This window comes from Streptomyces sp. 1331.2, assembly GCF_900199205.1.
Taxonomy (GTDB): Bacteria; Actinomycetota; Actinomycetes; order Streptomycetales; family Streptomycetaceae; genus Kitasatospora.
On the sequence record NZ_OBMJ01000001.1, the window covers coordinates 3,591,343 to 3,616,923 of the forward strand.

General features: G+C 73.6%; 22 protein-coding genes. 10 read left to right on the forward strand and 12 right to left on the reverse strand.

Annotated features, from left to right (window positions below):
- The first annotated feature begins 20 nt into the window (after window positions 1–20).
- Window positions 21–401 carry a phage holin family protein gene (locus tag CRP52_RS15175; protein WP_097236889.1) on the forward strand — a complete coding sequence of 127 codons (381 nt, stop codon included), beginning with the start codon at window positions 21–23 and terminating at the stop codon, window positions 399–401.
- Window positions 402–484: 83 nt separating this feature from the next.
- On the opposite strand, the gene CRP52_RS15180 is transcribed toward CRP52_RS15175, so the two are convergent.
- Complete coding sequence (locus tag CRP52_RS15180) at window positions 485–946, reverse strand: SsgA family sporulation/cell division regulator (RefSeq protein ID WP_373560495.1); 462 nt, start codon at window positions 944–946, stop codon at window positions 485–487.
- 108 nt (window positions 947–1,054) lie between these two features.
- Here CRP52_RS15180 and CRP52_RS15185 point away from each other — a divergent pair, with 108 nt between their 5' ends.
- Complete coding sequence (locus CRP52_RS15185; protein WP_097236890.1) at window positions 1,055–1,597, forward strand: NUDIX domain-containing protein; 543 nt, start codon at window positions 1,055–1,057, stop codon at window positions 1,595–1,597.
- A gap of 96 nt (window positions 1,598–1,693) precedes the next feature.
- Here CRP52_RS15185 and CRP52_RS15190 read toward each other — a convergent pair whose 3' ends face one another.
- The 4 genes from CRP52_RS15190 to pdhA form a co-directional block, all read right to left on the reverse strand.
- Entirely contained in the window at window positions 1,694–3,160 is a 1,467-nt protein-coding gene (locus tag CRP52_RS15190) for a globin domain-containing protein (protein WP_257032500.1), read from the reverse strand.
- 356 nt (window positions 3,161–3,516) lie between these two features.
- Window positions 3,517–4,842: a dihydrolipoamide acetyltransferase family protein gene (locus CRP52_RS15195; RefSeq protein ID WP_097240104.1), complete on the reverse strand. Its 1,326-nt coding sequence runs from the start codon at window positions 4,840–4,842 to the stop codon at window positions 3,517–3,519.
- Window positions 4,843–4,847: 5 nt separating this feature from the next.
- The gene (locus CRP52_RS15200) at window positions 4,848–5,810 is read right to left on the reverse strand and encodes an alpha-ketoacid dehydrogenase subunit beta (protein WP_257033069.1); all 963 of its coding nucleotides are present in this window, start codon (window positions 5,808–5,810) and stop codon (window positions 4,848–4,850) included.
- 83 nt (window positions 5,811–5,893) lie between these two features.
- The gene (gene pdhA, locus CRP52_RS15205) at window positions 5,894–7,033 is read right to left on the reverse strand and encodes a pyruvate dehydrogenase (acetyl-transferring) E1 component subunit alpha (RefSeq protein WP_097236892.1); all 1,140 of its coding nucleotides are present in this window, start codon (window positions 7,031–7,033) and stop codon (window positions 5,894–5,896) included.
- Window positions 7,034–7,182: 149 nt separating this feature from the next.
- Here pdhA and CRP52_RS15210 point away from each other — a divergent pair, with 149 nt between their 5' ends.
- Entirely contained in the window at window positions 7,183–7,656 is a 474-nt protein-coding gene (locus CRP52_RS15210; protein WP_257032501.1) for an Lrp/AsnC family transcriptional regulator, read from the forward strand.
- 168 nt (window positions 7,657–7,824) lie between these two features.
- Here the strand turns inward: CRP52_RS15210 and CRP52_RS15215 are convergent, their stop codons facing one another.
- Window positions 7,825–8,409 carry a TetR/AcrR family transcriptional regulator gene (locus CRP52_RS15215; RefSeq protein WP_097236894.1) on the reverse strand — a complete coding sequence of 195 codons (585 nt, stop codon included), beginning with the start codon at window positions 8,407–8,409 and terminating at the stop codon, window positions 7,825–7,827.
- Between the two features lie 129 nt (window positions 8,410–8,538).
- Here CRP52_RS15215 and CRP52_RS15220 point away from each other — a divergent pair, with 129 nt between their 5' ends.
- From CRP52_RS15220 to CRP52_RS15230, 3 genes are all read left to right on the forward strand, one after another.
- Window positions 8,539–9,804, forward strand: a complete 1,266-nt coding sequence (locus CRP52_RS15220) for a glycosyltransferase family 39 protein (RefSeq protein ID WP_097236895.1) — start codon at window positions 8,539–8,541, stop codon at window positions 9,802–9,804.
- A gap of 151 nt (window positions 9,805–9,955) precedes the next feature.
- Window positions 9,956–11,656, forward strand: a complete 1,701-nt coding sequence (gene paaN / locus CRP52_RS15225; protein ID WP_097236896.1) for a phenylacetic acid degradation protein PaaN — start codon at window positions 9,956–9,958, stop codon at window positions 11,654–11,656.
- 146 nt (window positions 11,657–11,802) lie between these two features.
- Window positions 11,803–13,290, forward strand: a complete 1,488-nt coding sequence (locus CRP52_RS15230) for an FAD-dependent monooxygenase (RefSeq protein ID WP_097236897.1) — start codon at window positions 11,803–11,805, stop codon at window positions 13,288–13,290.
- A gap of 59 nt (window positions 13,291–13,349) precedes the next feature.
- On the opposite strand, the gene CRP52_RS15235 is transcribed toward CRP52_RS15230, so the two are convergent.
- Window positions 13,350–13,916, reverse strand: coding sequence for a CGNR zinc finger domain-containing protein (locus CRP52_RS15235; RefSeq protein WP_097236898.1), 567 nt, complete (start codon window positions 13,914–13,916; stop codon window positions 13,350–13,352).
- 257 nt (window positions 13,917–14,173) lie between these two features.
- On the opposite strand from CRP52_RS15235, the gene CRP52_RS15240 reads away from it, so the two are divergent.
- The 4 genes from CRP52_RS15240 (at window position 14,174) to CRP52_RS15255 (ending at window position 19,249) form a co-directional block, all read left to right on the forward strand.
- Complete coding sequence (locus CRP52_RS15240) at window positions 14,174–16,330, forward strand: protease pro-enzyme activation domain-containing protein (RefSeq protein WP_218893090.1); 2,157 nt, start codon at window positions 14,174–14,176, stop codon at window positions 16,328–16,330.
- Between the two features lie 287 nt (window positions 16,331–16,617).
- Window positions 16,618–17,640, forward strand: coding sequence for a hypothetical protein (locus CRP52_RS15245; protein WP_097236900.1), 1,023 nt, complete (start codon window positions 16,618–16,620; stop codon window positions 17,638–17,640).
- Window positions 17,641–17,828: 188 nt separating this feature from the next.
- Window positions 17,829–18,299, forward strand: coding sequence for a VOC family protein (locus CRP52_RS15250; RefSeq protein WP_097236901.1), 471 nt, complete (start codon window positions 17,829–17,831; stop codon window positions 18,297–18,299).
- Between the two features lie 38 nt (window positions 18,300–18,337).
- Window positions 18,338–19,249, forward strand: coding sequence for a pyridoxamine 5'-phosphate oxidase family protein (locus CRP52_RS15255; RefSeq protein WP_097236902.1), 912 nt, complete (start codon window positions 18,338–18,340; stop codon window positions 19,247–19,249).
- A 7-nt stretch (window positions 19,250–19,256) separates the two neighbouring features.
- Here CRP52_RS15255 and CRP52_RS15260 read toward each other — a convergent pair whose 3' ends face one another.
- From CRP52_RS15260 to CRP52_RS15280, 5 genes are all read right to left on the reverse strand, one after another.
- On the reverse strand, window positions 19,257–20,009 hold the full coding sequence (locus CRP52_RS15260) for a TrmH family RNA methyltransferase (RefSeq protein WP_097236903.1): 753 nt from the start codon (window positions 20,007–20,009) through the stop codon (window positions 19,257–19,259).
- Window positions 20,002–22,200, reverse strand: a complete 2,199-nt coding sequence (locus CRP52_RS15265; protein WP_097236904.1) for an FUSC family protein — start codon at window positions 22,198–22,200, stop codon at window positions 20,002–20,004. The genes CRP52_RS15260 and CRP52_RS15265 overlap by 8 nt, the downstream gene beginning before the upstream one ends.
- Before the next feature lie 9 nt (window positions 22,201–22,209).
- Window positions 22,210–23,508 (reverse strand): HTTM domain-containing protein, encoded by a 1,299-nt coding sequence (locus CRP52_RS38200; RefSeq protein ID WP_097236905.1) that lies wholly within the window; start codon window positions 23,506–23,508, stop codon window positions 22,210–22,212.
- On the reverse strand, window positions 23,505–24,167 hold the full coding sequence (locus CRP52_RS15275; protein WP_097236906.1) for a DUF5819 family protein: 663 nt from the start codon (window positions 24,165–24,167) through the stop codon (window positions 23,505–23,507). The genes CRP52_RS38200 and CRP52_RS15275 overlap by 4 nt, the downstream gene beginning before the upstream one ends.
- Before the next feature lie 77 nt (window positions 24,168–24,244).
- A complete protein-coding gene (locus tag CRP52_RS15280) occupies window positions 24,245–25,534 on the reverse strand; it encodes a rhodanese-like domain-containing protein (protein WP_097236907.1) in 1,290 nt (429 codons plus the stop codon).
- Window positions 25,535–25,581 lie beyond the last annotated feature (47 nt).

Sequence of the window (25,581 nt, forward strand, 5' to 3'; positions counted from 1 at the left end):
GCCTGCCAGGCTTGGGCGGCATGAAGGGTTTCGTCATCAAGACACTGATCAACGCGGCGGCCATCTGGGTCGCCGCCTGGATCGTCACCGGCATCCAACTCGCCCAGGGCAAGGCCGACTGGCAGCACAAGGCGCTGACCGTGCTCGGCGTCGCCGTCGTCTTCGGCCTCGTCAACTGGCTGATCAAGCCGGTGGTCAAGCTGTTCTCGTTCCCGCTGTTCATCCTCACACTGGGGCTGATCACCTTCGTGATCAACGCCCTGATGCTGCTGCTGACCTCGTGGGCGTCCGGGAGGCTGTCACTGGACTTCCACGTGACCAACTTCGGCGCCGCACTGGTCGGTTCGCTGATCATCAGCCTGGTTGCCTGGGGCCTGCACCTGGCCCTGGACGACGACTGACGGCCCTCGTGCCCGCCCGCACAAGGGGCCCGTACCCGCTGGAACAGCCGGGTACGGGCCCCTTCGTCGTCCGTGCGCGGGCCTCACCCCGCGTTCTCGCGCCCCCGGAGGATCTCGGCGAGCCGGGCTTCCAGCTCCTGAGCTGCGAACTCCCGCGCCGGCCGCACCAGCCGGTCGATGCGCGCCAGGAAGGCGGCCAGCGGCGCGGACGGCGCCCGCAGCAGGGCCTCGCCGGCGGGGGAGCGCAGCAGGATGCGGACCTCCTCCCGCTCCGACGGCTCCTCCCACTCCGACGCCCCCTCCCGCTCCCCCGCGTACGGGTGGATGTGCACGTCCCCGTCCCCGGCCGGCCCGCTGAGCCCGTCGAGCAGCAGCTCCCGCGCGAAGAACCAGGTGACGGGCGCGTCGCCGGGCAGGTGGAAGGTGAACCGGACGGCGTACGGGTCGGCGGTCTCGTACGCCAGGTCCGCCAGGATGCGGAAGGAGAGCTCGTGCGAGACCACGAGGCTCATCTCCAGGTGGCCCTGGACAGTGCTGTGCTGCATGGCGCCAGTCCCTCTCGTTCCGGGTCCGCGTTTCGGTGCATTCCCCGTGTTTCGACCCATTCCCCGCGCGGGAGACTCCCGCACAACGCTCCAGCCCCGGAGGTGTCCATGGGCCCCGAGAACCGAACCCCGCCCCCGCGTCCGGTGGTCAAGCGCACCGCGCGGGCGATCCTGCTGGAGCTGGACCCGGACGACCCGTACGGCCCGGCCTCGATCGTGCTGATCCGGCGGGTCCGGCCGGGCGCGCCGCACCCGTACTGGATCACGCCAGGCGGCGGCGTGGAGCGGAGCGACCGGACGGTGGTCGAGGCACTGCACCGCGAGGTGGACGAGGAGCTCGGCGCCAAGGTCGTGGACGTGGTGCCCGCCTTCGTCGACACCATCAGCCACACGCACCACGACGACGGAACGCTCCTGCACCCGCACGGGGTCAAGGTGCAGCACTTCTTCGTCTGCCGGCTGGCCTCGATGGACCTCAGCCGACGGCACGGGCCGGAGGTGACGGAGCCCAACGGCGAGTACGAGGTGGTGCGGCTGCCGTTCACCCGGGAGGGGGTCACCTCGGTCAACGTGGTGCCGCCCCGGCTGCGGGCGTACCTGGCGGCCAACATCGAGGGCATCCGCGCACTGCTCGCACCCGACCTCGGGTGACCGACCGCTCTCGGGTGACCGACCGGCCTCGCCCGGCCGACCGCCCCCGGGCGGCCCACCCCTCTCCTGTGACCGCGTGGGACGGATCCCACGTGGTCACCCGGCTGCCAGGTCGCCGACCAGGTCGTGCCGGATCCGCTCGGCCGGCACCCCCGACCGCAGCAGCACCCCGACACCCCGGCGCACCATCGCGGGCGGCCCGCTGAGCACCGCCTCGCACCCCGACCAGGGGCCGAACCGGCTCACCACCTCGGGCAGTTCGCCGGTCAGCGCGTCCTCGACCGGGCCACTGCCGGACAGCACCGGGCGCACCGTCAGCCAGGGGTGTGCCCGGGCCAGCTCGCGCAGCCCGTCCAGCTCGTACAGCTCGGCGGCGCGGCGGGCGCCGTAGAACACCTCGACCCGGCGGCCGGGCGTGCCGCACGCGGCGGCCTCCTCGACCAGCGCGCGGATCGGCGCGATGCCGGTGCCGCCGCCGAGGCAGAGCAGGTCCGGGCCGGCCGTGTGGTCGACGGTCATCGCGCCGGCCGCGGGCCCCAGCCGCAGCACGTCCCCGGGCGCGGCCCGGTGGACCAGCGCGTTGCTCACCCAGCCCGCCTGGACGGCCTTGACGTGGAAGGTCAGCAGCCCGTCGGGGCGGGGCGCGGAGGCGAAGGAGTAGTGCCGCCACACCCGCGGCCACCAGGGCGTTTCCAGGCTGGTGTACTGCCCGGCGCGGAACGGGTAGGCCTGGTCCGGCCGGACGGTGAGCACCGCGACGTCCCGGGTGCGGCGCTCGTGGCGGACGATCTCGCCCTGCCACCAGGGCGGCGAGGTGCGGGCGGCCTCCTCCGCGGCCTCGATCATGATCGAGGAGATCAGCCGGTAGGCGCGGCGCCAGGCCAGTTCGGTGTCGGCGTCCCAGCGGCTGCCCGCGTACCGGGCCAGCGCCTGCACCAGGCACTCCCCGACCGGGGCGTAGTGACCGGTCAGCGTGCCGTACCGGCGGTGACCGCAGCCGAGCGCGCTCAGCCCGGCGCGCAGGGCGACCGGGTCCTCGGCGCCGCGCGCGGCCCCCAGCAGGGCGCGGAACAGCCGGTCGCGCTGGACGTCCATGGCGGCCGGGAAGAGCGAACGGACCTCGGGGTGGTGCAGGAAGAGCAGGGCGTAGAAGTGGGCGGTGGCCCGGTCGGCGACCGGCTCGACGACGGCGAGGCTGGCCCGGATCAGATCGATGTCCCGTGCGGTGAGCGGCAGTTCGGCCTCGGGTCCGGCGGCGGGGTCCTGCGCAGCGCCTGCCGCCGGGTGGTTCCCGGCCGATGGCTGCATCGCCCAGGCGTCGCTCCAACTGTCGCCGGGGCCGGCCCAGTTGAGGCCCGGAGCTTCGGTGAACAGCGGCCGGAAGGCGGGCGAGGTGCCGGTGCCGGAGGCCGGCTCGGGGTAGCTCGGCGCGGGCACGGCCGGCGGCTCGGACGGCATCGCCGGGACGACCGGCGGCAGCACCTGCGTCGGTGCCTCCGCCGCCACCGTCGGCGGAGCGATCGCCGCAGCCATCGGCGGCAGGTCCGGCGGGTCCAGGGGCATCGGCGGTCGTACTTCCGCCTCCGGCGCCGCCGCAGGCCCCGGCGCCGCCTCGGGCAGGAGCTCCGGCAGGCCCGGCACGGAGGCGGCGCCCGCCGAGCCGTGCCCGGTACGGACCAGAAGTGTTCGGCGGGACTTCACCGCCACGTTTCGAGTACCCAAGAGAATCGTTTCGCCTCCGGCCGGCCTGCGCCACCACCTGGCTTGTCTCTGCTGACGCCTAGGCAGCGTGGCACGCCCGAACTGCTCATCCGACAAATCGCGCGAAGCCCGGACAGCCGGGCCGGGAACGCGCTACTCTCACTCGACCGCGGTTGCCCTGAGTGGCCCCCCGTCCACCCAGGGCAACCGCGTCCTGCTCAGAGCTGCCGCAGCAGCATGCCCGGCTGCTCCACGCAGTCCGCGACGAAGCGCAGGAAACCGCCCGCCGTCCCGCCGTCGCAGACCCGGTGGTCGAAGGTGAACGACAGCTGCGTCACCTCGCGCACCGCCAACTCCCCACCGTGCACCCACGGTTTGGCGACGATCCGGCCGACCCCGAGCATCGCCGCCTCGGGGTGGTTGAGGATCGGGGTGGAGCCGTCCACACCGAACACGCCGTAGTTGTTCAACGTGAAGGTGCCGCCGGTCAGTTCGGCGGGGGTGAGCGAGCCGCTGCGCGCCGCCTCGGTCAACCGGACCAGCTCCTCGCCGAGTTGCTCGGTGCTGCGGGCCTGCGCGTCCCGCACCACCGGAACGACCAGGCCGCGCTCGCCCTGCGCGGCGAAGCCCAGGTGCACCGCCGAGTGCCGGAGGATGCCCGAACCGTCCTCGGTCACCGAGGAGTTGAGCTCGGGGAAGCGCGCCAGTGCGACCGTGCAGATCCGCGCCAGCAGCGCCAGCACGCTCACCTTCGGGCCCGGCGTGGCGTTCAACTGCCGCCGCAGCGCCATCAGTTCGGTGGCGTCGGCGTCCACCCAGCAGGTCGCGGCCGGGATCTCCCGATGGCTGCGGCTGAGCTTCTCGGCCACCGCCTTGCGCAGCCCGCGCAGCGGGACGACACCCTCCTGGACGGCCGCCGGAGCCGCCGCAGCGGGCACGGCGACCGGCGCCGAAACCTTGGCCGCGACCGCCCGCTCGACGTCCGCCCGCATGATCAGCCCGTCCGGCCCGCTCCCGGTCAGGGCGGTCAGGTCGACCCCCTGCTCCCGGGCCAGCCGCCGCACCAACGGCGAGATCACCGGCACCACGGCGGGCCCGGCGACAACCGCCGCCACCGCCACCGGAGCAGCCGGAGCAGCCACCGCAGCAGCCGCACCGACCCGGCGCCGCCGCCCACCCTTCCCCGGCTCCGCGACGCCGTACCCGACGAGCGGTCGCTCCACCTCGGCGGAGTGCTCCGCAGCCCGCAGGGCAGCCCGCTCGGCCGGCTCCTCGGGCGCAGCCCCTCCCCCCGAGGCCGAAGCCACCGCGACCGTCACCAGCGGGGCGCCCACAGCGATCTCCTCGCCCTCCTCCCCGTAACGCGCGGTGACCACCCCGCCGTACGGGCAGGGCACCTCCACCACGGCCTTGGCGGTCTCCACCTCCACCACCGGCTGGTCGACCGCGATGACCTCGCCGACCTCGACCATCCAGCGCACCACCTCGGCCCCGGTGAGTCCCTCACCGAGGTCGGGCAGCCGGAACTCCCGCACGACGGGCATCATCCTCAGTCCTCCCACTGCAGCCGGGCGACCGCGTCCAGGATCCGGTCCACCCCGGGCAGGTGGTGGTGCTCCAGCATCGGCGGCGGGTACGGGATGTCGAAGCCGGTCACCCGCAGCACGGGCGCGGCGAGGTGGTGGAAGCAGCGTTCGGTGACCCGTGCGGCGATCTCCGCGCCGGTGCCGCCGAAGCCGGTCGACTCGTGCACCACCACGGCCCGGCCGACGGAGCGCACCACCCGGGTGACGGTCTCGTCGTCGAAGGGCACCAGGGTGCGCAGGTCCAGCACCGCGAGGTCCCAGCCCTCGGCCTTCGCCGTCTCGGCCGCCTCCAGGCAGACCGGCAGCGAGGGGCCGTAGGTGATCAGCACGGCGGACGTCCCGGTGCGCCGCAGCACGGCCTTGCCGATCGGCTCGACCGGCGCCGCCGGGTCGAACCCGTCCTTGCCCCAGTAGAGCCGCTTGGGCTCCAGGAAGACCACCGGGTCGTCGGAGGCGATCGAGGCCCGCAGCAGCCCGTACGCGTCCCCGACCGTTCCCGGGGTGACCACGTGCAGGCCGGGGGTGCTGGTGTAGTACGCCTCGGAGGCGTCGCTGTGGTGCTCGACCCCGCCGATGCCGCCGCCGTACGGGACGCGGACGGTGATCGGCAGCGGGAGCCGTCCGGCGGTGCGGTTGCGCATCTTGGCGACGTGCGAGAACAGCTGCTCCAGCGCCGGGTAGGCGAAGGCGTCGAACTGCATCTCGACCACCGGGCGCAGCCCGTACATGGCCATGCCGATGGCGGTGCCGAGGATGCCGGCCTCGGCCAGCGGGGTGTCCAGGCAGCGGTCCGGGCCGAACTCGGCGGTCAGCCCGTCGGTGATCCGGAAGACGCCGCCGAGCGCGCCGACGTCCTCGCCGAGCACGTGCACCGCCGGGTCCTCGCGCATGGCGTCCCGCAGCGCGGAGTTGAGCGCCTGCGCCATCGAGGCGGTGCGGGTACCGGAGGTGTGTCGCGCAGCAGCTCCGCCAAGGGTGGGGGTGGGCGACGGGTGGGATGCTGTCGACATCAGTGCTGCACCTCGGCCTCGGCGGCCAGCTCGGCGGACAACTGGGCGGCCTGCTCCAGCAGTTGCGGGGTCGGCTCGGCGTAGACGTGGGCGAACAGCGACATCGGGTCGAGCTCCGGCTCGGCGTGGAACTCGGCCCGCATCCGGGCCGCCAGCGCCTCCGCCTCCTCCGCCGCCTCCTGTACCAACGCGTCGTCCAGGACGCCGAGTTCGCGCAGCGCGCGGTCCATCAGCAGGATCGGGTCGTGCTCCCGCCAGGCGGCCACCTCGGGCTCGGTGCGGTAGCGGGTGGCGTCGTCGGCGTTGGTGTGCGCCTCGATCCGGTAGGTCAGCGCCTCGACCAGGGTCGGGCCGCCGCCGCTGCGGGCCCGCTCGACCGCCTCGGCCAGCACCGAGTGCACGGCGGGCGCGTCGTTGCCGTCCACCAGCCGTCCCGGCATGCCGTAGCCGACGGCCTTGTGGGCCAGGCTGGGCGCGGCGGACTGAGCGCTGAGCGGGACGGAGATCGCGTAGCCGTTGTTCTGCACCAGGAAGACCACCGGCGCGTTGAGCACGGCCGCGAAGTTCAGTGCCTCGTGGAAGTCGCCCTCGCTGGTGCCGCCGTCGCCGAGCATCGCCAGCGCGACGGCGGGCTCGCCGCTCAGCCGGGCGGCGTGGGCCAGACCGACGGCGTGCGGGGCCTGGGTGGCGAGCGGGGTGCAGAGCGGGGCGGTGCGGGTGGCGCGCGGGTCGTAGCCGGTGTGGGCGTTGCCGCGCAGCAGGGTCAGGGACTCCAGCGGGTCCACGCCCCGGGAGACCACGGCGAGGGTGTCGCGGTAGCTGGGGAAGAGCCAGTCGCGCTCGTCGAGCACCAGCGCGGCGGCGATCTGGCAGGCCTCCTGCCCGGTGGACGCCGGGTAGACGGCGAGGCGGCCCTGCTTGGTCAGGGTGGTGGCCTGCTGGTTGTACCGGCGGCCGACGACCAGGCGCCGGTAGAGCTCGCGCAGCAGCGCCGGGTCGTACTTCTCCAGCCCGGGGGTGCCGAGCACCCGGACGGGGGAGGGGTCCGGCAGGAGGGGCGCCGGATCGGTGCGCGGGGCGGTGGCCCCGGGCAGCCAACCGGGCACACCGGTGTGGTGTCTGTGGTCGAGAACGGTCATCTCGGGGCACCTCCAGGGGTCGCGGGGGCTCCCTACCGATTGTTCGGTCGTCTGTTCATCTTGACCAGAAGCGTGACAAGGTGGTGGACATTCGGCCTGATCGGCGGTCGACTGGTGGCAGTGCGTCCAATCGGTGAGGGTGGGGGGTCATGTCGGCTGAACAGATGTCCAGACTCGACCGGGTCGACCGGGCGATCCTGCGGCTGCTGCAGCAGGACGGTCGCGCCTCCATCCGCTCGGTGGCCGAGCGGGTGCACGTGTCCCGGGCCAACGCGTACGCCCGGATCTCCAGAATGGTCGAGGACGGCGTCATCCGCGGCTTCACCGCCAGGGTGGACCACGAACGGGCCGGTCAGGCCGCGTCCGCGTACATCACCCTGAAGATCGTCCAGAACTCCTGGCGCACGGTCCGCGAGCAACTTCTGGAGCTGCCGGGGGTCGCGCACATCGCACTGGTCGGCGGGGACTTCGACGTCCTGCTGCTGGTGCACACCGCCGACAACCGGACCCTGCGGGAGCTCGTGCTCAACCGCATCCAGTCCATCCCCCAGGTGCTCGGCACCCGCACCATGCTGGTCTTCGAGGAGACCGACCAGGTCCCCCCGGACCCACAGACTCCTTAGATCGGCGCCCACTCGCCTCCGGGGCGCTCGGACCCGGTGCCGACGGTCGTCGCTCCAAGGCCCTCGTTCCTCGGGCCTCCTCGCTTCTCCCTTTCGGCACCGGCGCGCCCCTTCGGCTCGCGGGCCGACGCGGGGGGGGCGAGGCGGGGACGAGGCGGGGCGACGGACCTACCGCGCCCGCAGCCCGTCGAAGGCCAGGTGCACCACCGCGTCCGCGACCCCGTCGGCGCCCTTGAGCCCCGGCCGGTACCACTCCACGATCGAGTTGATCATCCCGAACAGCAGCCGGGTGGCCAGCCGCGGCTCCACGTCCGCGCGCAGCGCGCCGTCCGCGACCGCCGCCCGCACCAGCTCGGCGACCTGGTGGTCGAAGTCCCGGCGGCGCTCCAGCGCCCACAGCTCGGTGGCCGTGTTGCCGCGCACCCGCAGCAGCAGCGTCACGTACGGCAGCTCCGCCAGCAGCACCTCCGCGGTGCGCCGCACCACGTGCTCCAGCCGCTCCACCGCCGGGCCGTCGACCGCGGCCGGCTCGGCCAGGATCGCGAACAGCCCGTCCAGCGCCCGCCCCACGGCCAGCCGCAGCAGCTCCTCCTTGCCGCGGACGTGGTGGTAGATCGAGGACTTGGAGATCCTGGCGGCCCGGGACAGGTCCTCCATCGAGGTGCCGTCGTAACCGCGCTCGTTGAACACGTCGACGGTCACCGCGAGCAGTGACTCCACGGTGTAGGCGGTGCGCGTGGTGTGATCGGCCATCCTCCGAGTATCCCCGGCCGCCCCGTGCGGTACGCGATCGGGTCCGCTTGGTCCACACCCGCCGTGGAAGGGAAGCCCTAGAATCTGCGGACGATCCGTCCACGTCCAGCAGGCTGGGGTCCACGGCTGATGAACGCAATACCGGCAGTCGCCTCCGATGTGCCCGAGCAGCGCAGCGAGGAGCCGGGGGACGCCTCACGCGGTCGGCTGGACCGCGCCCGCGCGCTGGCGGTCCGCTTCGGCCCGGCCGTCTGGTGCTACGCCCTGCTCAAGCTGATCGGCTTCACGATCTTCATGAAGCTGCTCTCCTTCGCCGGCGACTACGCCAGGAAGCCGGCCCGGTTCGGCGGCGGCGCCAACCCGTGGGACGTGCCGGCCAGCTGGGACGGCTGGTGGTACCAGCAGGTCGCCCAGTTCGGCTACCACCCGGCGCTGGTCCCGATCGCGGGGCCGGAGGGCTTCAACATCGAACAGAACTCGGCCGCCTTCTTCCCGCTGTACCCGGGCCTGATGCGGCTGACCTCGGACGTCACCGGCCTCGGTCTGTACGGCGCCGGGATGCTGGTGTCGGTGGTGGCCTCGCTGTTCGCCGCCGCCGGGATCTACGCCGTGGTGGAGAAGCTGTCCGGGGACGTCCGGGCCGGGGTGATCGCGGCCGGGATCTGGGCGATCGCCCCGGGCTCGGGCGCCGAGTGGGCGGTGTACTCGGACTCGACCTTCGTCGCGCTGGCCGCCTGGGCCTGCTACTGCGTGATGACCAGGCAGTGGGTCGCGGCCGGGGTGATCACCCTGGTCGCCGGGCTCAACCGGCCGACGGCGGCGGCGCTGATCGGCGCGGTGGGCCTGGCCGCGCTGGTCGAGCTGTACCGGCGGGAGAGCGGGGTGCTGCGCCCGCTGGCCGCGATCCTGCTGGCCCCGATCGGCCTGCTCGGCTACGTCGGCTGGGTGGGCTGGAAGACCGGCGAGTGGGGCGGCTACTTCCGGCTGCAGCACGACGCCTGGCTGCACTACTTCGACTGGGGGCAGGGCACCTGGCACGCGATCCGCGGGGTGCTGCTGGGCCGCAGCGACTACCCGTTCGCCTTCCCGGTGCCGGACCTCCTGGCGACCCTGATCGTGTTCACCCTGCCGGTGCTGATCGTGCTGCTCGTACGGCTGCGCCCGCCGCTGGTGCTGACCGCCTACACGCTGGCCACGATCGTCTCGGTGCTCGGCAGCCTCGGCATCTTCGGCAACGTCTCGCGCTACCTGCTGCCGGCGTTCCCGCTGTTCATCGCGCTGGCGATCGGGATGCGCAAGCTGAGCTGGCCGGTGCTGGCCGCGGTGCTGGGCACCGGTGCGGTCGCCTCCGGCTGGTACGCCGGGTACGTGATCTTCGAACTGGGCGTGCCGTAGACCCCGCACAGCAGCAGCACCGGAGGGCGCGTCCGCCACGGACGCGCCCTCCGCGCGTTCCGGCGCGATCCCGCCACCGCACCCTCTTGAGCCGACCGATCGTTCGGTTACTCTGTGACGTGTCCCGTCCTCCCCCTTGAGGAGCGCACAGATGTCCGCAGCGGTCACCCACCCCCTCGTCAGCGAGCTGGTCGAGCGCCACCAGGCCACCCTGGACGCCGCGCTCGACGCCGCCGCCAAGCGCGACTACTGGTCGCCCTACCCCGAGTTCCCGAAGGCCTACGGCGAGAGCGGCCCGGCGGACGGCAAGGCCGCCTTCGACGCCCTGCTCGGCGCCCCCTTCGCTCTGGAGGGCCACCCCACCGACGGCGACCAGGTCGGCGGCGAGGCCTCCCCGTACGGCATCGAGCTGGGCATCACCTACCCGCACGCCGGCCCGGACGCGCTGATCGCCGCGCTCTCCGCCGCCCGCCCCGGCTGGGCCGCCGCCTCCCCGCTGGAGCGCGCCGCCGTCTGCCTGGAGATCCTGCACCGGATCAACGTCCGCTCCCACGAGTTCGCCCAGGCCGTCATGCACACCACCGGCCAGGCCTACGGCATGGCCTTCCAGGCCGGCGGCCCGCACGCCCAGGACCGCGGCCTGGAGGCCGTCGCCTACGCGTACGCCGAGCAGACCCGGCTGCCGAAGCAGGCCGGCTGGACGAAGCCCCAGGGCAAGCGCGAGCCGCTGGTGATGACCAAGGAGTTCACCGTCGTCCCGCGCGGCCTCGCGCTGCTGATCGGCTGCAACACCTTCCCCACCTGGAACGGCTACCCGGGCCTGTTCGCCTCGCTGGCCACCGGCAACCCGGTGCTGGTCAAGCCGCACCCGCGGGCCGTACTGCCGCTCGCACTGACCGTCCGGATCGCCCGCGAGGTGCTCGCCGAGGCCGGCTTCGACCCCAACCTGGTCTGCCTGGCCGCCGAGCACGAGGGCGGCACCGTCGCCGCGACCCTCGCCGTCCGCCCCGAGATCAAGATGATCGACTACACCGGCTCCACCTCCTTCGGCGACTGGCTGGAGGAGAACGCCAAGCAGGCGCAGGTGTACACCGAGAAGGCCGGCGTCAACGCGGTCGTCATCGACTCCACCGACGACTACAAGGGCATGCTGGGCAACCTGGCCTTCGCGCTCTCGCTCTACAGCGGCCAGATGTGCACCACCCCGCAGAACGTGCTGATCCCGCGCGGCGGCATCACCACCGACCAGGGCGACAAGTCCTTCGACCAGGTGGTCGCCGACCTCGCCGGCGCCATCGAGGGCCTGCTCTCCGACGACGCCCGCGCCGCCGCCATCCTCGGCGCCGTGGTCAACCCGGGCGTGCTGCAGCGCTCGGCCGCCGCGGCCGGCGGCGAGTACGGCGAACTCGTCCTCGCCCCGCGCACGGTGACCGCCCCCGACTTCCCCGGCGCGACCGTCCGCACCCCCGCCCTGGTCAAGCTGGACGCCGACAAGCCGGACGACCGCTCGGTCTTCCGCAGCGAGTGCTTCGGCCCGGTCTCCTTCGCCGTCGCCGTCGAATCCACCGCCGCCGGCGTCGAGTTGCTGCGCACCACGGTCCGCGAGAAGGGCGCCATGACGGCCTCCGGCTACACCACCTCGCCCGAGGTGGAGGCGCTGCTGGTCGAGGCCGCGCTGGACTCCGGCGTCTCGCTCTCGCTCAACCTCACCGGCGGCGTCTACCCCAACCAGACCGCCGCCTTCTCCGACCTGCACGGCACCGGCGCCAACCCGGCCGCCAACTCGGCCTACTGCGACGGCGCCTTCGTGGCCAACCGTTTCCGTACGGTGGAGATCCGCCGGCACAGCTGAGCACTGCGCACTTCCCGCTCCGGGCCCCGGCGGTCACCCACCGCCGGGGCCCGGCGGTTCGCGGCCGCCGCCCGCCGGGGATGATGGAGGCTGGGAGAACGCCGGGAACGGCGTCCAACCGACCTCAGAGCAACGGGAGCTGATACATGGCCGTGAAGCCGACGACCGAAACCGACGTCCTGATCGTCGGCGCCGGACCGACCGGACTGCTGCTGGCCGGCGACCTCGCCGCCGCCGGGGTCGGCGTCACCGTGCTGGAGAAGCGGGCCGCCGAGTCCAACCTCACCCGGGCCTTCGCCGTGCACGCCCGCAGCCTGGAGCTGCTGGACGCCCGGGGCCTGGCCGACGAGCTGATCGCCACCGGCCGGCCGCTCGGCGCGCTGAAGCTGTTCGACCGCCTCGGCATCGACCTCGGCTCGCTGCCCACCCGCTTCCCGTTCGTCCTGATCACCCCGCAGTACAACGTCGAACGGCTGCTGCTGGAGCGCGCCGAGAAGGCCGGCGCGACCCTCGTGCGCGGCGCCGAGGTGACCGGGCTGCGCCAGGACGCCGAAGGCGTGACCCTGGAGACCGCCGACGGACGGGCCTTCCGCGCCGGCTACGCGGTGGGCACCGACGGCGTCCACTCCGCCGTCCGCGACCTGCTCGGCATCCCCTTCCCCGGCGAGTCCGTGGTCGACTCCGTGGTGCTGGCCGACGTCCGGCTGGAGCGCGAGCCCGCCGGGGCGATCACCGTCGGCGCCAACGAGGCCGGCTTCGCCTTCGTCGCCCCGTTCGGCGACGGCTGGTACCGGGTGATCGCCTGGGACCGCAACGAGCGCTTCGAGGACGGCGCCTCCCCCTCGCCGGAACAGCTCACCGCCCTCCTCGGCGGCATCCTCGACGAGGACTACGGCCTGCACGACGTGCGCTGGAGCTCCACCTTCCACAGCGACGAGCGCCAGGTCCCCAACTACCGCTCCGGCCGGGTCTTCCTGGCCGGCGACGCCGCCCACTGCCACTCCCCGGCCGGCGGCCAGGGCATGAACACCGGCCTGCAGGACGCGGCCAACCTCTCCTGGAAGCTCGCCGCCGCCGTCCGGGGCCGGGCCACCGACGCCCTTCTGGACACCTACCAGACGGAGCGGCATCCGGTCGGGAAGACCGTCCTGCGCACCTCCGGCGCCCTGATCCGGCTCGCCCTCGCCGAGTCCGCCCCCACCCGCGCCCTGCGCGGGGCGCTCACCGCGCTGGGCGGCCACCTCGACCTGGTCACCGAGCGCGGCGCCCGGCTGGTCTCCGGCATCGAGTTCTCCTACCCGGCCCCCAAGGGCGCCCACCCGCAGGTCGGCAAGCGCGTCCCGGACCTGCGGCTGACCGCCCTCAGCAAGCCTGCCGAGGGCGCCCCGGCCGCCCCCGAGCGGCTCTACGAGGCGCTGCGCGCCGGCACCTTCGTCCTCGTCAGCAACGACGAGCTGGTCGCCGCCGAGCCGTGGGCGGACCGCATGGTCTCCGCCGCGCCGGCCGACCCGCACGGCAAGCTGCGCGACACCGTCCTGCTGATCCGCCCGGACGGCTACGTCGCCTGGGCCGGCGTCGACCCCGGCCAGGGCGAGCTGCGCACCGCCCTCACCAGCTGGCTCGGCGCGGTCTGACCGGCCGCCGGCGGGCGCGGCGACAACCCGCGCCCGCCGACCTTTCGTTCGGTCGTCCGTTAACCCCGGGCCTTCTCGTAGTGCCGCGCGGCCTTTGCCCGATTCCCGCAGACCGCCATCCGGCACCACCGTCGGCGCCCGTTCTGCGAGGTGTCGAAGAAATACAGGATGCAGGCCTCGTGCGCGCACTGCTTGATCCGCCGGCCGCCCTGCCCGAGCAGCGTGAGGAAGTCGTCCACGGCAAGCCAGGGCGCCAGCCACTCCGGCCGGTCGGCCTCGACCAGGTCCTCGGCGCCGCCCGGTCCGGCCGTCCGCCGGATCCGCCCGTGCGCCAGCACCGCGTCCAGTCCGTCCCGCGCCTGCGCGCTCAACTCCCCCTGATCGCCCGCGTCTTGTGAGGCAGCCCGGATCGCCTCGCGGGCCTGCCGGATGGCCGCCAGCCCGGCGTCGTCGGCTTCGCAGCGGCCGGCCAGCCCGGCCGAGGAGAGCCAGATCCCGTACTCTTCGACCCCGGCGAGCAGGTCGTTGACGGGCGTCCCGGCCCACCGCGTGTTGAGCAGATCGAGCGCGAGCGGCTCGCCGATCAGCGGTCGCGGGTCCCTCGGGTCCGCCTTCACGTCAGTCATCGTTCTCCCTCGGCTCCAGCCGATTCTACGTCCGCGCCCGGCGGTGCGAATTGGTATGGACCGATTCCGGAATTCCGGTCATTCACTGTATGGAATCCGGGAGTTTCCCGCTCTCCACACTTGACTGTTTTTTAGCAACGAATTGCTTGATCATGAGCCAACTCGCACACGGGTTCTGTCATGTTCGAGCCAGCGTTCTCGACCCCGGAACGCCTGGCCCCTTGCCGGCCCCCCACAGCCGGCCAGAGGAGGATCCGTTGCGCCCCCGTTCCCTTGCTCTCGCCGCGGCGATAGCCGTGCTGCCGCTGACCGCCGTCTCGCTCGGCGTCTCCGCCGCGCAGGCCGCCACCCCTAACGCCGCACCGCGCGTCTCCCTCCCGAACACCGTGAACCCCGCGGTGGCCCACTCGGAGAAGAAGGGCGACGTCCCGTCCGAGCAGCAGATCTCGGTGGCCGTCAGCCTGAAGCTGCGCAACACCGACGCCCTGGACCGCTTCCTCACCGCGGTGGCCACCCCCGGCACGCCGGAGTTCGGAAAGTACCTGACGCCGGAGCAGTTCACCGCCCAGTTCGGCCCGACCCAGGCCGACGTCGAGCAGGTCAAGACCTACCTGGCCGCCCAGGGCCTGACCGTCACCGAGGTGAGTGCCAACCGCCAGGTGGTCAACGCCCACGGCACCTCCGCCCAGGTCTCGCAGGCCTTCGGCACCCACGAGAGCGCGTACGTCGACCCGCAGCTGCAGCGCGCGTTCTTCGCCAACGACGCCGCCGCCTCGATCCCGTCCGACCTGGCCTCCGTGGTCCAGGGCGTGAGCGGCCTGGACAACCACGCGGTGCGCAAGAACCGCCTGGCCACGCCGAACTCGATCACCCCGAACGCCGCCACCGCGAGCCCGAGCGGGACGACCCCGGCCCAGTACACCGGCGCCTACAACCTGAACAAGACCGGCGCGGACGGCACCGGCGTGACGGTCGCCCTCTGGGAGTTCGACGGCTACAAGTCCTCGAACCTGACCACCTACGACTCGCAGTTCGGCCTGACCGGCCCGGCCGTCTCCACCGTCTCGGTGGACGGCGCGAACTACGACTCCGCCCCCGGCCAGGGCCAGGGCGAGGTCGAGCTGGACAGCGAGATCGTCCGCGGCGCGGCGCCCAAGGCCACTCAGCTGGTCTACGAGGCCCCCAACAGCGACCAGGGCGAGATCGACATGGCCAACAAGATCGTGGCCGACAACCGGGCCTCGGTCATCTCGATCTCCTGGGGCTCCTGCGAGCCCGACACCACCGCCGCCTCGATGACCGCGGTCGACAACGCCTTCAAGCAGGCCGCCGCCCAGGGCATCTCGATCTTCTCCGCCTCCGGCGACGACGGCTCCCGCGACTGCACCCGCTCCACCAGCGGCTCCACCGTCAAGGCCGTCGACTTCCCGGCCTCCAGCCCGCACCAGACCGGCGTCGGCGGCACCAACCTCAAGGTGACCAGCAGCAACACCTACTCCTCGGAGAGCGCCTGGAGCACCGCCGGCGGCGGCGTCTCCACCGTGTTCGCCAAGCCGAGCTGGCAGACCGGCACCGGCGTCAGCGGCACCATGCGCACCGTCCCGGACGTCTCCTCCAACGCCGACCCGCAGAGCGGCTTCGCGATCTACACGGCCGGCGGCTGGCAGGTCTACGGCGGCACCAGCGCGGCCGCCCCGCTCTGGTCCGGCTACGCGGCCCAGTTCAACCAGAAGGCCAAGGCCGCCGGGCAGCCGGCCCTTGGTGAGGCCAGCCCCCGGCTGTACTCGGTCGCCAACAGCAGCAGCTACGGCAGCACCTTCCACGACGTGAGCACCGGCGCCAACCAGGACTTCTCCGCGAAGGCCGGCTACGACCAGGTCACCGGCTGGGGCTCCCCGGTCGCCGACGCGCTGAACACCGCCCTGCTCGGCGGCAGCACCACCCCGCCGTCCGGCGGCTGCACCGCCGCCCAGCTGGTCGGCAACGGCGGCTTCGAGACCGGCACCGCCGCCCCGTGGACCTCCTCCACCGGCGTCGTCGACAACAGCTCCTCCCAGGCCGCCCACTCGGGCAGCTGGAAGGCCTGGCTGAACGGCTACGGCTCGGCCCACACCGACACCCTGTCGCAGACCGTCTCCATCCCGGCCGGCTGCGCCTCCGCCAAGCTGACCTTCTGGCTGCACATCGACACCGCGGAGACCGGCTCCACCGCGTACGACAAGCTGACCGTCCAGGCGAACAGCACCACGCTGGCGACCTACTCCAACGTGAACGCCGCCGCCGGCTACGTGCAGCGCACCCTGGACCTGACCTCCTTCGCCGGCCAGACCGTGACCATCAAGTTCACCGGCACCGAGGACTCGTCCCAGCAGACCAGCTTCGTGATCGACGACGTCGCGCTGAACGTCAGCTGATCACCGGCAGGTAGCTCCACCGATACCCCCGCCGGGGCGGCGCCGACAGGGCCCGCCCCGGCGGTGTCGCGTCCCGGTTGCGGGGCCCCGGGTAAGCCCCGTGTTTCCGGACTGTTTCAAGATCGATAACCATCCGGTAGACCTGCCGTGACCACTGTCATACGCACGACTGATGACGTAGCCTCTCGACCGTGCATAGGGTTCCCCAAAGCTCGGTGAAGCCGCTGGCGGCGCGCCCCGGCGTCGGCCCGGTCCCACCGAACTCACCTGGTGGGGAGGGTTACCGCATGGCCGCACAGCAACCTCAGGACGCCGCGCGGCTGCGGCTGGTCGGATCGCATACGGACCGACCCGCGCCGCCCGCGCCCGGCTCCGCCCCTGCGCCGGCGCCGGTGCCGCCCGCCACCCGGCTCGCTCCGGTCGGCGGCTTCGCGGACACCCTGCACCTGGCCATCGAGGCCAGCGGCCTCAGCCTGGACCGGATCCGCGCCGCCCTAGCCCAACGGGGCGTCAGGGTCAGTGTCACGACGCTGAGTTACTGGCGCCGCGGCCGCAGCCAGCCCGAACGGGCCAGCTCGCTGCGCGCCGTCCACCTGCTGGAGGAACTGCTCGGCCTGCCGCACAGCGCGCTCTCCTCGCTGCTCGGCCCGCCCCGCCCGCGCGGCCGCTGGGCCGCCGCCGCCAACACCCTGCACCTCGGCCTGGAGGACGTCTGGCCCGGCGAGCAGGAGATCGCCTCGATCTTCGCCGAGCTGGACGCCCCGCCGGCCGGCGAGCTGGAGCGCCTGAGCATCCACGACTCCTACTACGTGGACGACGAGCGGCGCGCCAACCTGCTGCGGATGCGCCAGGTGGTGCGCGCCACCGTCGGCGGCGTCGGCCGCTGCCTGGTCGTGCACAAGGCCGACGAGGAGGCCACCGGCTGCCCGGAGATCACCTCGGTGCGGCACGGCCGGCTGGGCCGGGTGCGCCGCCGCCCGGAGGTCGGCCTCACCGTCGCCGAGCTGATGCTGGACCGCCCGCTCGGCCTCGGCGACAGCACCGTCTTCGAGTACGAGGTGGAGATCCCGCCGGGCGGCCCGACCCTGGAGTACAGCCGCCGCTTCGCCACCCCGGTGCGCGAGTACGTGCTCCAGGTCCACTTCGACCCGGCCGCCGTCCCCGCGCACTGCGAGCGCTACGACCGCGAGCCGGGCGCCGACGTCGACCACCGCCGCGAGCAGCTGTGGATCGGCGCCTCGGCGAGCGCCCACGTCCTGGCCCCGGACCAGCAGCCGGGCCACATCGGCATCCGGTGGGAGTGGTCCTAGCCCCCACCCCCCACCCCACCCCCATGAGCCCCGTCAGACCCCAGGTCCGACGGGGCTCCTTCACGTCCACCCCCGCACCTAACCCCTTCAACTCCCCATATCGGTTGACGCCACATCACCTAACTCCTACTCTCATGAGTACCGGTTAGGCGGCAGCCGCCGGAAGCCCAGCCCTCCGGGAGTGACCCATGTCCAGCACCACCCTGCTCCGCACCCTGCAGACCGGCCACGTCGGCCTCAACGTCACCGACCTGACCCGCTCGATCGACTTCTACCGCGCCGTCCTCGGCCTCCAGGTCACCCACGAGGGCACCGACCCCGAGCGCCGCTACGCCCTGCTCGGCCGCGACGGCCGCCTGGTGGTCACCCTCTGGCAGCAGAGCACCGGCACCTTCGCCACCGACCACCCCGGCCTGCACCACCTCTCCTTCGAGGTCGAGAGCCTCGACGAGGTCCGCGCCACCGAGCAGCTGCTGCGAGAGCTGGGCGCCGAGTTCGCCTACGACGGCGTCGTCCCGCACGGCGAGGGCTCCGCCTCCGGCGGCATCTTCTTCACCGACCCGGACGGCATCCGGCTGGAGATCTACACCCGCACCGGCGTGCACGAGACCGCGGCCACCGCCCCCACCACCGGCGCCCCGACCTGCGGCTTCTTCTAAATCCCAGCCGAGTCCGATCGACCACGGGGGAGCCGACCATGACCACCATCAGCACGCCGTACCACGCCGGCGAACGGACCGCCCAGGCCCGGGCCGGCCGCACCGAGCGCGCCGACCACGCCGGCCGGTCGATCCGCACCACCATTCCCGCCGTCGCCGCCCGCTTCCTGACCGAGCGCCGGATGCTGGTCGTCGGCGCCGCCGACCCGGACGGCCGGGTCTGGGCCACCCAGCTGGCCGGCCCGGCCGGCTTCCTCCAGGCGCCGGACGAGCGGACCATGGCGGTCGCCGCCCGCCCGATCGGCGCCGACCCGCTGGCCGAGGCGCTGGCCCGCCCGGCCCGGGTCGGCACCATCGCCCTGGACCCGGCCGGCCGGCGCCGGATGCGGCTCAACGGCAGCTCCGTCCCGGACGGCCGGGGCGGGCTGCTGATCGACGCCGCCGAAGTGGTCTCCAACTGCCCGAAGTACATCCAGCGCCGCACCCCGCTGGACCGACCGGCCGCCGGCCCGCCCCGCACCGTCACCGCCGGCTCGCAGCTGACCACCGCACAGCGCCTGGCCGCCGCCACCGCGGACACCTTCTTCATCGCCACCACCGGCCCGGACGGCAGCGTGGACGCCTCCCACCGCGGCGGCTTCCCCGGCTTCCTGGAGGCCGTCGCGCCCGACCGGCTGCGCTGGCCGGAGTACCCGGGCAACAGCATGTTCCTGACCCTTGGCAACCTGGAACTGGACCCGCGGGCCGGCCTGCTGCTGCCCGACTGGGAGACCGGCGGGGCCCTGCTGGTCACCGGCGAGGCCCGCATCGACTGGTCCGAGCAGGCCCGCCAGGCCGTCCCGGGCGCCGAACGGATGGTCGAACTGACCGTCACCGGCGTCCTCGAACTCGCCGACGCCACCCCGCTGACCTGGACCGACCCCGAGTACTCGCCCGCCATCCCGCACTGACCCGGCCTCAGCGCTTCCCGGACATCCAGTGGAAGAGCCCCATCGCCACACTCGTCGCCAGGTTGAAACTGGACACCCCCGACTGCATCGGCACCGCGACCAACCGGTCGGCCCGCGCCTTGAGCTCCGCCGAGACCCCGTGCCGCTCGGTCCCGAAGGCGAGCAGCGCATCGTCCGGAAAAGCCAGGTCCCGGATGTCCGTACCCTCCGGGTCCAACACGTACAGCGGCCCGGAAGGCAGCTCCGACAGGCTCAACCGCTCCACCGCCGTGGCGAAGTGCAGACCCGCACTACCCCGCAGCACGTTCGGGTGCCACGGATCCAGATCGCCGGTGGTCACCACCCCGGTCGCCCCGAACCCCGCCGCCAACCGGATCACCGCGCCGACATTCCCCAGATTCCGCGGATTCTCCAACACCACCACCGGCGCCCGCCGAGCCCGCCCACCCAGCACCGCCAGATTCGCCCCCACCGAAGGCCGCACCCCCAACGCCATCACCCCGGTCGGATGCAACCGGGGCACCAAGGTCCGCAGCACCGCCTCCGGCAGCTCCACCGCCAACCCCTCCAGAGCCGGCACCACGTCCCCCGCCAACTCCGCGGCCAACGCCAACAACGCACCCCGGTCCGAGGTCAACACCCACCGAACGTCCCCCTCGAACCGCAGCGCGTGCTTCACCGCATGAAACCCGTCCAGCAACACCGCCCCCGGCTCCCGCTCAGCCGCCCGCCACGCCCTCACCAGCTCCTCGTCACCCATACCGCTCACTCTCCCACCGAATCCCCGACCCCCTGCCCTCCCCCCGAACACCCCCGCCGTCCCGAGAACCACCCCCCGAAGACCCGCGCAAAGCCCGCTCCAGATCCCGCAAAGCCAGCCCCACCAACCGAGTCCCCGCCCTCACCACCTCCCCCTGCACCCCGGCCCCGGCCCCACCCCCAGCCGCCGCCAACCCCTCCTCCAACCGCGCCTGCGCCCCCCGCACAGCCCCGAACTCCACCCCCCGCCCCGTCAACAGAGCCCCCGCCGCCACCGCCGTCGCCAGCCGCAGCTCCTCCCCGTACTCCCGAGCCCCCGGCACGGGCTCCGCATCGCCCCCCGGCAGATGCGCCTCCAACAGCACCGCCGCCCGTCCAAGGGCCCCCACCGCCGCCCGAGCCCGGTCGATCTGCCGCCGGCTCACCCCCGCCAGCCCCGACTCGTGCCGCCCCGGCTCGGCGTCGGCCCGCTGCATCGCCTGCAGGAGCTCGGACCGCGCCTCCCGCGAGTCCAGCAGAGCGCTCCGTACCACCCGCCCCCGCGGCGCCCCCGGCTCCTCGTAGCAGGCGACGACGGCCCCCGCGTACCGCCCGGCCGCCGCCAGCCATTCGGCGAGCCGTTCCCCTAGCCGGGCCGTCTGCCAGGTCGGGAACAGCGCGTACGTGACGAGCGCGACGGTCCCGCCGAGCAGCGTGAGCCCGACCCGTTCGAAGGCCGTCACCAGCGGGTTCCCCGCCTGCAGCCCGAGCAGGAACACCACGTACGTGGAGATCCCGACCGTGGTCAGCGCGTACCCGGTGCGGAACGCGAGGTACGCCCCGCCGATGCAGACCACCGCGAGCGCGGCCAGCACCCATTCCCCGGGGTGGGCGAGCTGCACCACCAGCGTGGAGACGGCGACCCCGACGACCGTCCCGGCCAGCCGGGCGACACCCCGGCTGTAGGTCTGGGCGAAGTCCGGCCGCATCACCATCGCGGCGGTCATCGGCGCCCAGTACCCGTGGTGGAAGCCGGCGAGCCGGGCCAGCAGGTAGGAGACGGTGACCACCGCGGCGAGCCGGACGGCGTGCTGGAAGATCGCCGACCGCGGCCGCAGCTGCCGCCGTACGGCCCGCAGCGCCACCGGCAGCATCCGGACGATCGACGGCTTGTGCAGTGCCCCGCCGGCCCCGACGACGGGTGTGGTGATGGTCTCCTCGTCGTTGCGGTCCAGGGTGTCGGCGGCCTTGCGCAGCAGCCCGCCGAGCCGTCGGGCGGAGCGCCGGGCGGCGCCCTGCAACCGGGGTCCTTCGTCGTCGGGCCGTACCAGGGTGAGCGCGGGCGCGGACCGGGGGAACCGGAGGGGGTCGCCGGTGCGGACGGCCCGGGCGAGGGCGTCCATGACTTCGGCGGCTGCGGCCAGTACCTCCCGGGCCCGGTCCCGTTCCGGTCCTTCCTCGGGGGCGCCGATCCTGGGGTCGGCGAGCGCGGCGAGGGTGGGCCGGATCCGTTCGGCAATGCCGCGCAGGCCGCGCAGCTCGGGCGGCCGGTGCCGGTCCTGCCAGGGGGTGAGGGCGGCGGCGTGCCGGGCGGTCATGAACGGCGCCGGGTCCACGTGCGCGGTCGGGTCCTGGCGCAACCGGCGGGCGTAGTCGGCGAGTTCGGCGTAGGTGTCGGCGAGGGCGTCCCGCTGGGCGCTCCAGCTCCCGATCGGCCAGAGGGTGATGACGACAGCTTGGACGACTCCGCCGAGGGCGGCGACCAGCCCGTGACCGAGCGCGGCGGTGACGCTGACCGGCAGTTGGACGACGATCAGCATCACCGAGACGGTGTTGGTCGCGACGACCCCGGCGGTGGGCCCGATCGCCCAGGCGAGCCCGGCGCCGAAGGCCCACACCGCGAGCAGCACCGGGAACAGCCCGGGGACGCCGGCGGCCAGGTAGCCGAGGAAGGTGCTGATGCCGAGTCCCGCCCCGGCGGCGACGGCGAGGCTGGCCCGGGGCCGGAAGCTGCGCTGGAAGGTGGCCGAGCCGGCGATGAACGCCCCCATCGCGGCCGAGGTGGCGAGCGAGACCCCGCCGAGCGCGAGCGTCGGGAAGAGCACCAGGGCGACGGCGACCGCCCCGCGGACGGCCCGCTTGGGGTCGGTGAGGGCCCGGTCGAGGGTGAGTCCGGTCCGCGCGGTGTCACGAAGCGCAGCGAACCAGGACATACCGACATCCTAGGGCGTACCCCGAACCCCACCACCGCCCGGCCCGAGCCGCCCGACCGGCCCGCCCCGGCCGAGCCGCCCCGCCAGCCACACCAGTGCCCCGGTCGGCAGGAACACCGCATCCGCCGCGATCATCGCGAGCGAGAACACCGGCAGCCCGAGCAGCACCGCGATCCCCACGTGCTCCAGCATCATGACGGCCAGCAGTACGTTCTTGACCCGCCGGTTGAGCAGCGTGAACGGGAAGGCCACCTGCACGATCACCGTCCCGTAGGAGATCAGGAACACCGGCAGCAGCGCCGAGCCGACCAGTGCGGACAGCCCGGGCCAGGGCGTGAAGTAGTCCAGGTGCAGCGGGTAGTACAGCGCGGTGCCGTCCTGCCAGCGCGAGCCCTGCACCTTGTACCAGCCGGCCGTGGCGTAGATCAGCACCACCTCGACGGCGATCACCAGCATCGCGCAGTTGTGCACCATGGTGGCCAGCGCGTCGAGCACCGCCCGCGCCTCGCCGTCCGGCCGCAGCCGGCCGAGCACCCACCAGAGCCCGGCCACGCCCCAGAGCCCCCAGAACAGCGGTGCCCAGCCGAGGTACGGGAAGGTCCGGCCGGTCCAGGTCAGGCTCTGCCCGGAGAAGTCCCCGAGCTGACAGACCGCCAGGGCAGCCCCGAGCAGGACCCAGAGCACCACCCCCGCCCCCTCCGCCGCCCCGGACCGCCCGAACCCGGACCGCCCGAGCCGCCCCCGCCGGGCGTCCAGCGACCAGACCTCGGCGCAGCGGGTGAAGACCAGGTAGACCGCCATCAGGTGGACGACGTTGTCGCCGCCGTCCCCGAGGAAGACGTCGCGGTTCTGCAGCGACAGCACGGTGACCAGGAACAGCACCGTGCTCGCCCTGGTCCGCCAGCCCAGCAGCACGCCGAGGGCCGCCAGCACCGCCAGGTGGTAGACCAGTTCGAACCAGAGCCGCCCGCCGAACCAGGGCAGCACGGTGAACGCCCCGTCATCGCCGAGCAGCCGCTCGGCGAGGTCCAGCGACAGCGGGGAGCGGTCGCCGTACAACACCCGCCGGTTGGGCCACTCGCGCAGCAGGTACACGCACCAGACCAGCCCGAACCCGATCCGCACCACGGCGGCCTGGTGCCGCCCGAGCACCCGCCCGGTGAACGCCGCCACGGCCCGCCCGGCCGGCCCGGCTGCCCGAGGCCGCGACGGCGCCGAAGCCTCCGCCCCCGCCCCCGCCTGCCGCGGAACGCCGCCCGCCGTCAGCTCCTCCGCCGACCGCGGGTTCTGCGCCGACACCTCGTTCATCCGCGCAGCCCCCGGTAGTCCTCGTCCGCGACCGGCCACCACGGCAGCTCCCGCACCTTGGGCTCGGGCGGCGCGGCCTCACCGTTCCAGGTCGGCGGCGGGACGGTGGCCGTGGTCACCCGGAAGTCGATCTCCAGGATCCGCTCGCCGTCCAGGTCCCGACCGATCCGCTGCAGCGCGATCCGTTTGAGGTACTGCTCGGCGAGCTTGCCGCGCGTCCCGGTGGACGTCTCGTCCTGCGGGTTGTGCGTGCCGTCGTAGAAGTCCCAGGCCCGGCGCAGCAGGTTCTGGTCGACGTGGCTGGGCGCCGGGTTGCCCCGTATCGCGGCGAGGTCCTGCGCGGTCAGGCCGATCCAGTCGTGGGTGCGGGTCGCCCCGCCGGGCGCGACGGTCCGCACCCGGGCGTCCACGCTGACGTTCTGCTGCAGCGGGTTGGGCGCGAACAGCTTCCAGTTCTGCTCGAACTCCGGGTAGACGATGCCGTCGACCTCGTCCCGGTACTGCCGGGACAGCGAGTTGGCGGGCGCGACGTGCAGGAACACCGCGGCAAGGAACAGTGCGGTGCCGCCGAGCAGCACCACCCCGGCGAGGCCCAGCACGGCCGTCGCCGGCCTCGACCAGGCCCGCCCGGGGCCCGGCCGCTCCGTCGTCTCCGCCATGGTCTCTCCAGCCCGGTACCGGCACGCTCGCGCGCCCATCCTGCCTCGGAGCGGCCCGGAGCAGAATCCCCGGGGCCCTAGAGGACGAAGGCCTCCTGGCCGGTGCTGCTCACCATCGGACGGCCGGCGTCCTGCCAGGCGTACATCCCGCCGTCGACGTTCACCGCGTCCCGGCCCTGCTGCACCAGGTACTGGACGACCTGCGCGGAGCGGCCGCCGACCCGGCAGAGCACGTACAGCTTCTCGTCGGGCAGCTCGCCGAGCCGGGCGATCACCTGGCCCAGCGGGATGTGCAGCGCGCCGTCCACGTGCCCGGCGTCCCACTCGTCCTGCTCGCGCACGTCCAGCAGGGCGGCATCGGCGGGTACGGCGGCGGCGTCGGCGGTGGGGATCTGCGCGAACATCGTGTGGCTCTCCTGGGGTCGGTTCGGGTCCGTGCCATTGTCGCCCACCGGGGCCTGCCCGTGGCCGTGATCGTGGCCATGCCCGCCCGCGGGCCGGTGGCCGTCCACGGGCCGGTGCCCGTCGAGCAGCCGCTCCAGCTCGGCCTGCCGGTCGGCGGCCTTGGCCAGCAGCTCCTCGGCCAGCTGCTCCAGCAGCCGGTCCGGGTCCTGCGGGGCGAGGGCGAGCAGTTCGCCCATCGGGGTCTGTTCCAGCCGGACCTGCTCCGCGGCGGTCTCGGCGATCTTGGCGGTCAGCCAGTCCAGCCGGCGGCGCAGCCAGTCCAGCCGGTCGGGGGAGTCGACGCCGGGTGCGGCCTCCGGCGCGGTGGACCACTCGGCGGCCAGGCCCTCCAGCGCGGCGGCGTCCCCGTACGCGTAGGCCTGGTTGACCCGGGCGAGGAAGTCGGCCCGGCGCTGTTGCTCGGCCGGGTCGGTGGTGAGGTCGGGGTGGGCACGGCGGACCAGCTCGCGGTAGATCCGCTGGGCCTCCTTGCCCGGCCGCACCCGGGCCGGCGCGGCGGGCACGGCGGGCGGCGGCGGGGCCGCCTCGGGCCCCTGCCCGGCCTCCCCCTGCCCGGCCTGCTCCCGTCCCGACTGCTCCCGCTTCTCCTGCACCGAGTCGAACAGCGCGTCCAGGTCCGGCAGTTCCTCGACCTGCTGCCGCGCCTCGGCGGCCCGGCGCCGGTCCTCGGGCAGCCCCGTGCGGGCCGCGACGGCCTCGGCGACCAGGGCGTCCAGCTCGTCCAGCCGGGCGTAGAGCGGGCCGAGCAGCTGATGGTGGATCAGGGCGAAGTTGTCGATCTCGACCCGCAGCGTCTGCACGTCCACGTCCATGCTGAGCCAGGCGAGCTCGGCGGCGGCGACCCGCTCCTCCAGCTCCTGCTGCTCCGGGTCCGTCCAGCGGGCGGGGCTCTGCGCGCTCACTTCTCGCCTCTGTCTCGTCCGGCCGGCTGCGTCCTGCGGGCCGCCGT

Bases quoted from the DNA above. Each gene is read 5' to 3' on its own strand.
- CRP52_RS15235 (WP_097236898.1), bottom strand. From the start codon at position 13,916: ATGACTGACGTGAAGGCGGACCCGAGGGACCCGCGACCGCTGATCGGC.
- CRP52_RS15175 (WP_097236889.1), top strand. From the start codon at position 21: ATGAAGGGTTTCGTCATCAAGACACTGATCAACGCGGCGGCCATCTGG.
- CRP52_RS15200 (WP_257033069.1), bottom strand. From the start codon at position 5,810: ATGGCGCAGGCGCTCAACTCCGCGCTGCGGGACGCCATGCGCGAGGAC.
- CRP52_RS15230 (WP_097236897.1), top strand. From the start codon at position 11,803: ATGGCCGTGAAGCCGACGACCGAAACCGACGTCCTGATCGTCGGCGCC.
- paaN (WP_097236896.1), top strand. From the start codon at position 9,956: ATGTCCGCAGCGGTCACCCACCCCCTCGTCAGCGAGCTGGTCGAGCGC.
- CRP52_RS15255 (WP_097236902.1), top strand. From the start codon at position 18,338: ATGACCACCATCAGCACGCCGTACCACGCCGGCGAACGGACCGCCCAG.
- CRP52_RS15215 (WP_097236894.1), bottom strand. From the start codon at position 8,409: ATGGCCGATCACACCACGCGCACCGCCTACACCGTGGAGTCACTGCTC.
- CRP52_RS15180 (WP_373560495.1), bottom strand. From the start codon at position 946: ATGCAGCACAGCACTGTCCAGGGCCACCTGGAGATGAGCCTCGTGGTC.
- CRP52_RS15195 (WP_097240104.1), bottom strand. From the start codon at position 4,842: ATGCCCGTCGTGCGGGAGTTCCGGCTGCCCGACCTCGGTGAGGGACTC.
- CRP52_RS15185 (WP_097236890.1), top strand. From the start codon at position 1,055: ATGGGCCCCGAGAACCGAACCCCGCCCCCGCGTCCGGTGGTCAAGCGC.
- CRP52_RS15250 (WP_097236901.1), top strand. From the start codon at position 17,829: ATGTCCAGCACCACCCTGCTCCGCACCCTGCAGACCGGCCACGTCGGC.
- CRP52_RS38200 (WP_097236905.1), bottom strand. From the start codon at position 23,508: ATGAACGAGGTGTCGGCGCAGAACCCGCGGTCGGCGGAGGAGCTGACG.
- pdhA (WP_097236892.1), bottom strand. From the start codon at position 7,033: ATGACCGTTCTCGACCACAGACACCACACCGGTGTGCCCGGTTGGCTG.
- CRP52_RS15260 (WP_097236903.1), bottom strand. From the start codon at position 20,009: ATGGGTGACGAGGAGCTGGTGAGGGCGTGGCGGGCGGCTGAGCGGGAG.
- CRP52_RS15275 (WP_097236906.1), bottom strand. From the start codon at position 24,167: ATGGCGGAGACGACGGAGCGGCCGGGCCCCGGGCGGGCCTGGTCGAGG.
- CRP52_RS15265 (WP_097236904.1), bottom strand. From the start codon at position 22,200: ATGTCCTGGTTCGCTGCGCTTCGTGACACCGCGCGGACCGGACTCACC.
- CRP52_RS15220 (WP_097236895.1), top strand. From the start codon at position 8,539: ATGAACGCAATACCGGCAGTCGCCTCCGATGTGCCCGAGCAGCGCAGC.
- CRP52_RS15210 (WP_257032501.1), top strand. From the start codon at position 7,183: ATGTCGGCTGAACAGATGTCCAGACTCGACCGGGTCGACCGGGCGATC.
- CRP52_RS15245 (WP_097236900.1), top strand. From the start codon at position 16,618: ATGGCCGCACAGCAACCTCAGGACGCCGCGCGGCTGCGGCTGGTCGGA.
- CRP52_RS15190 (WP_257032500.1), bottom strand. From the start codon at position 3,160: ATGCCCCTGGACCCGCCGGACCTGCCGCCGATGGCTGCGGCGATCGCT.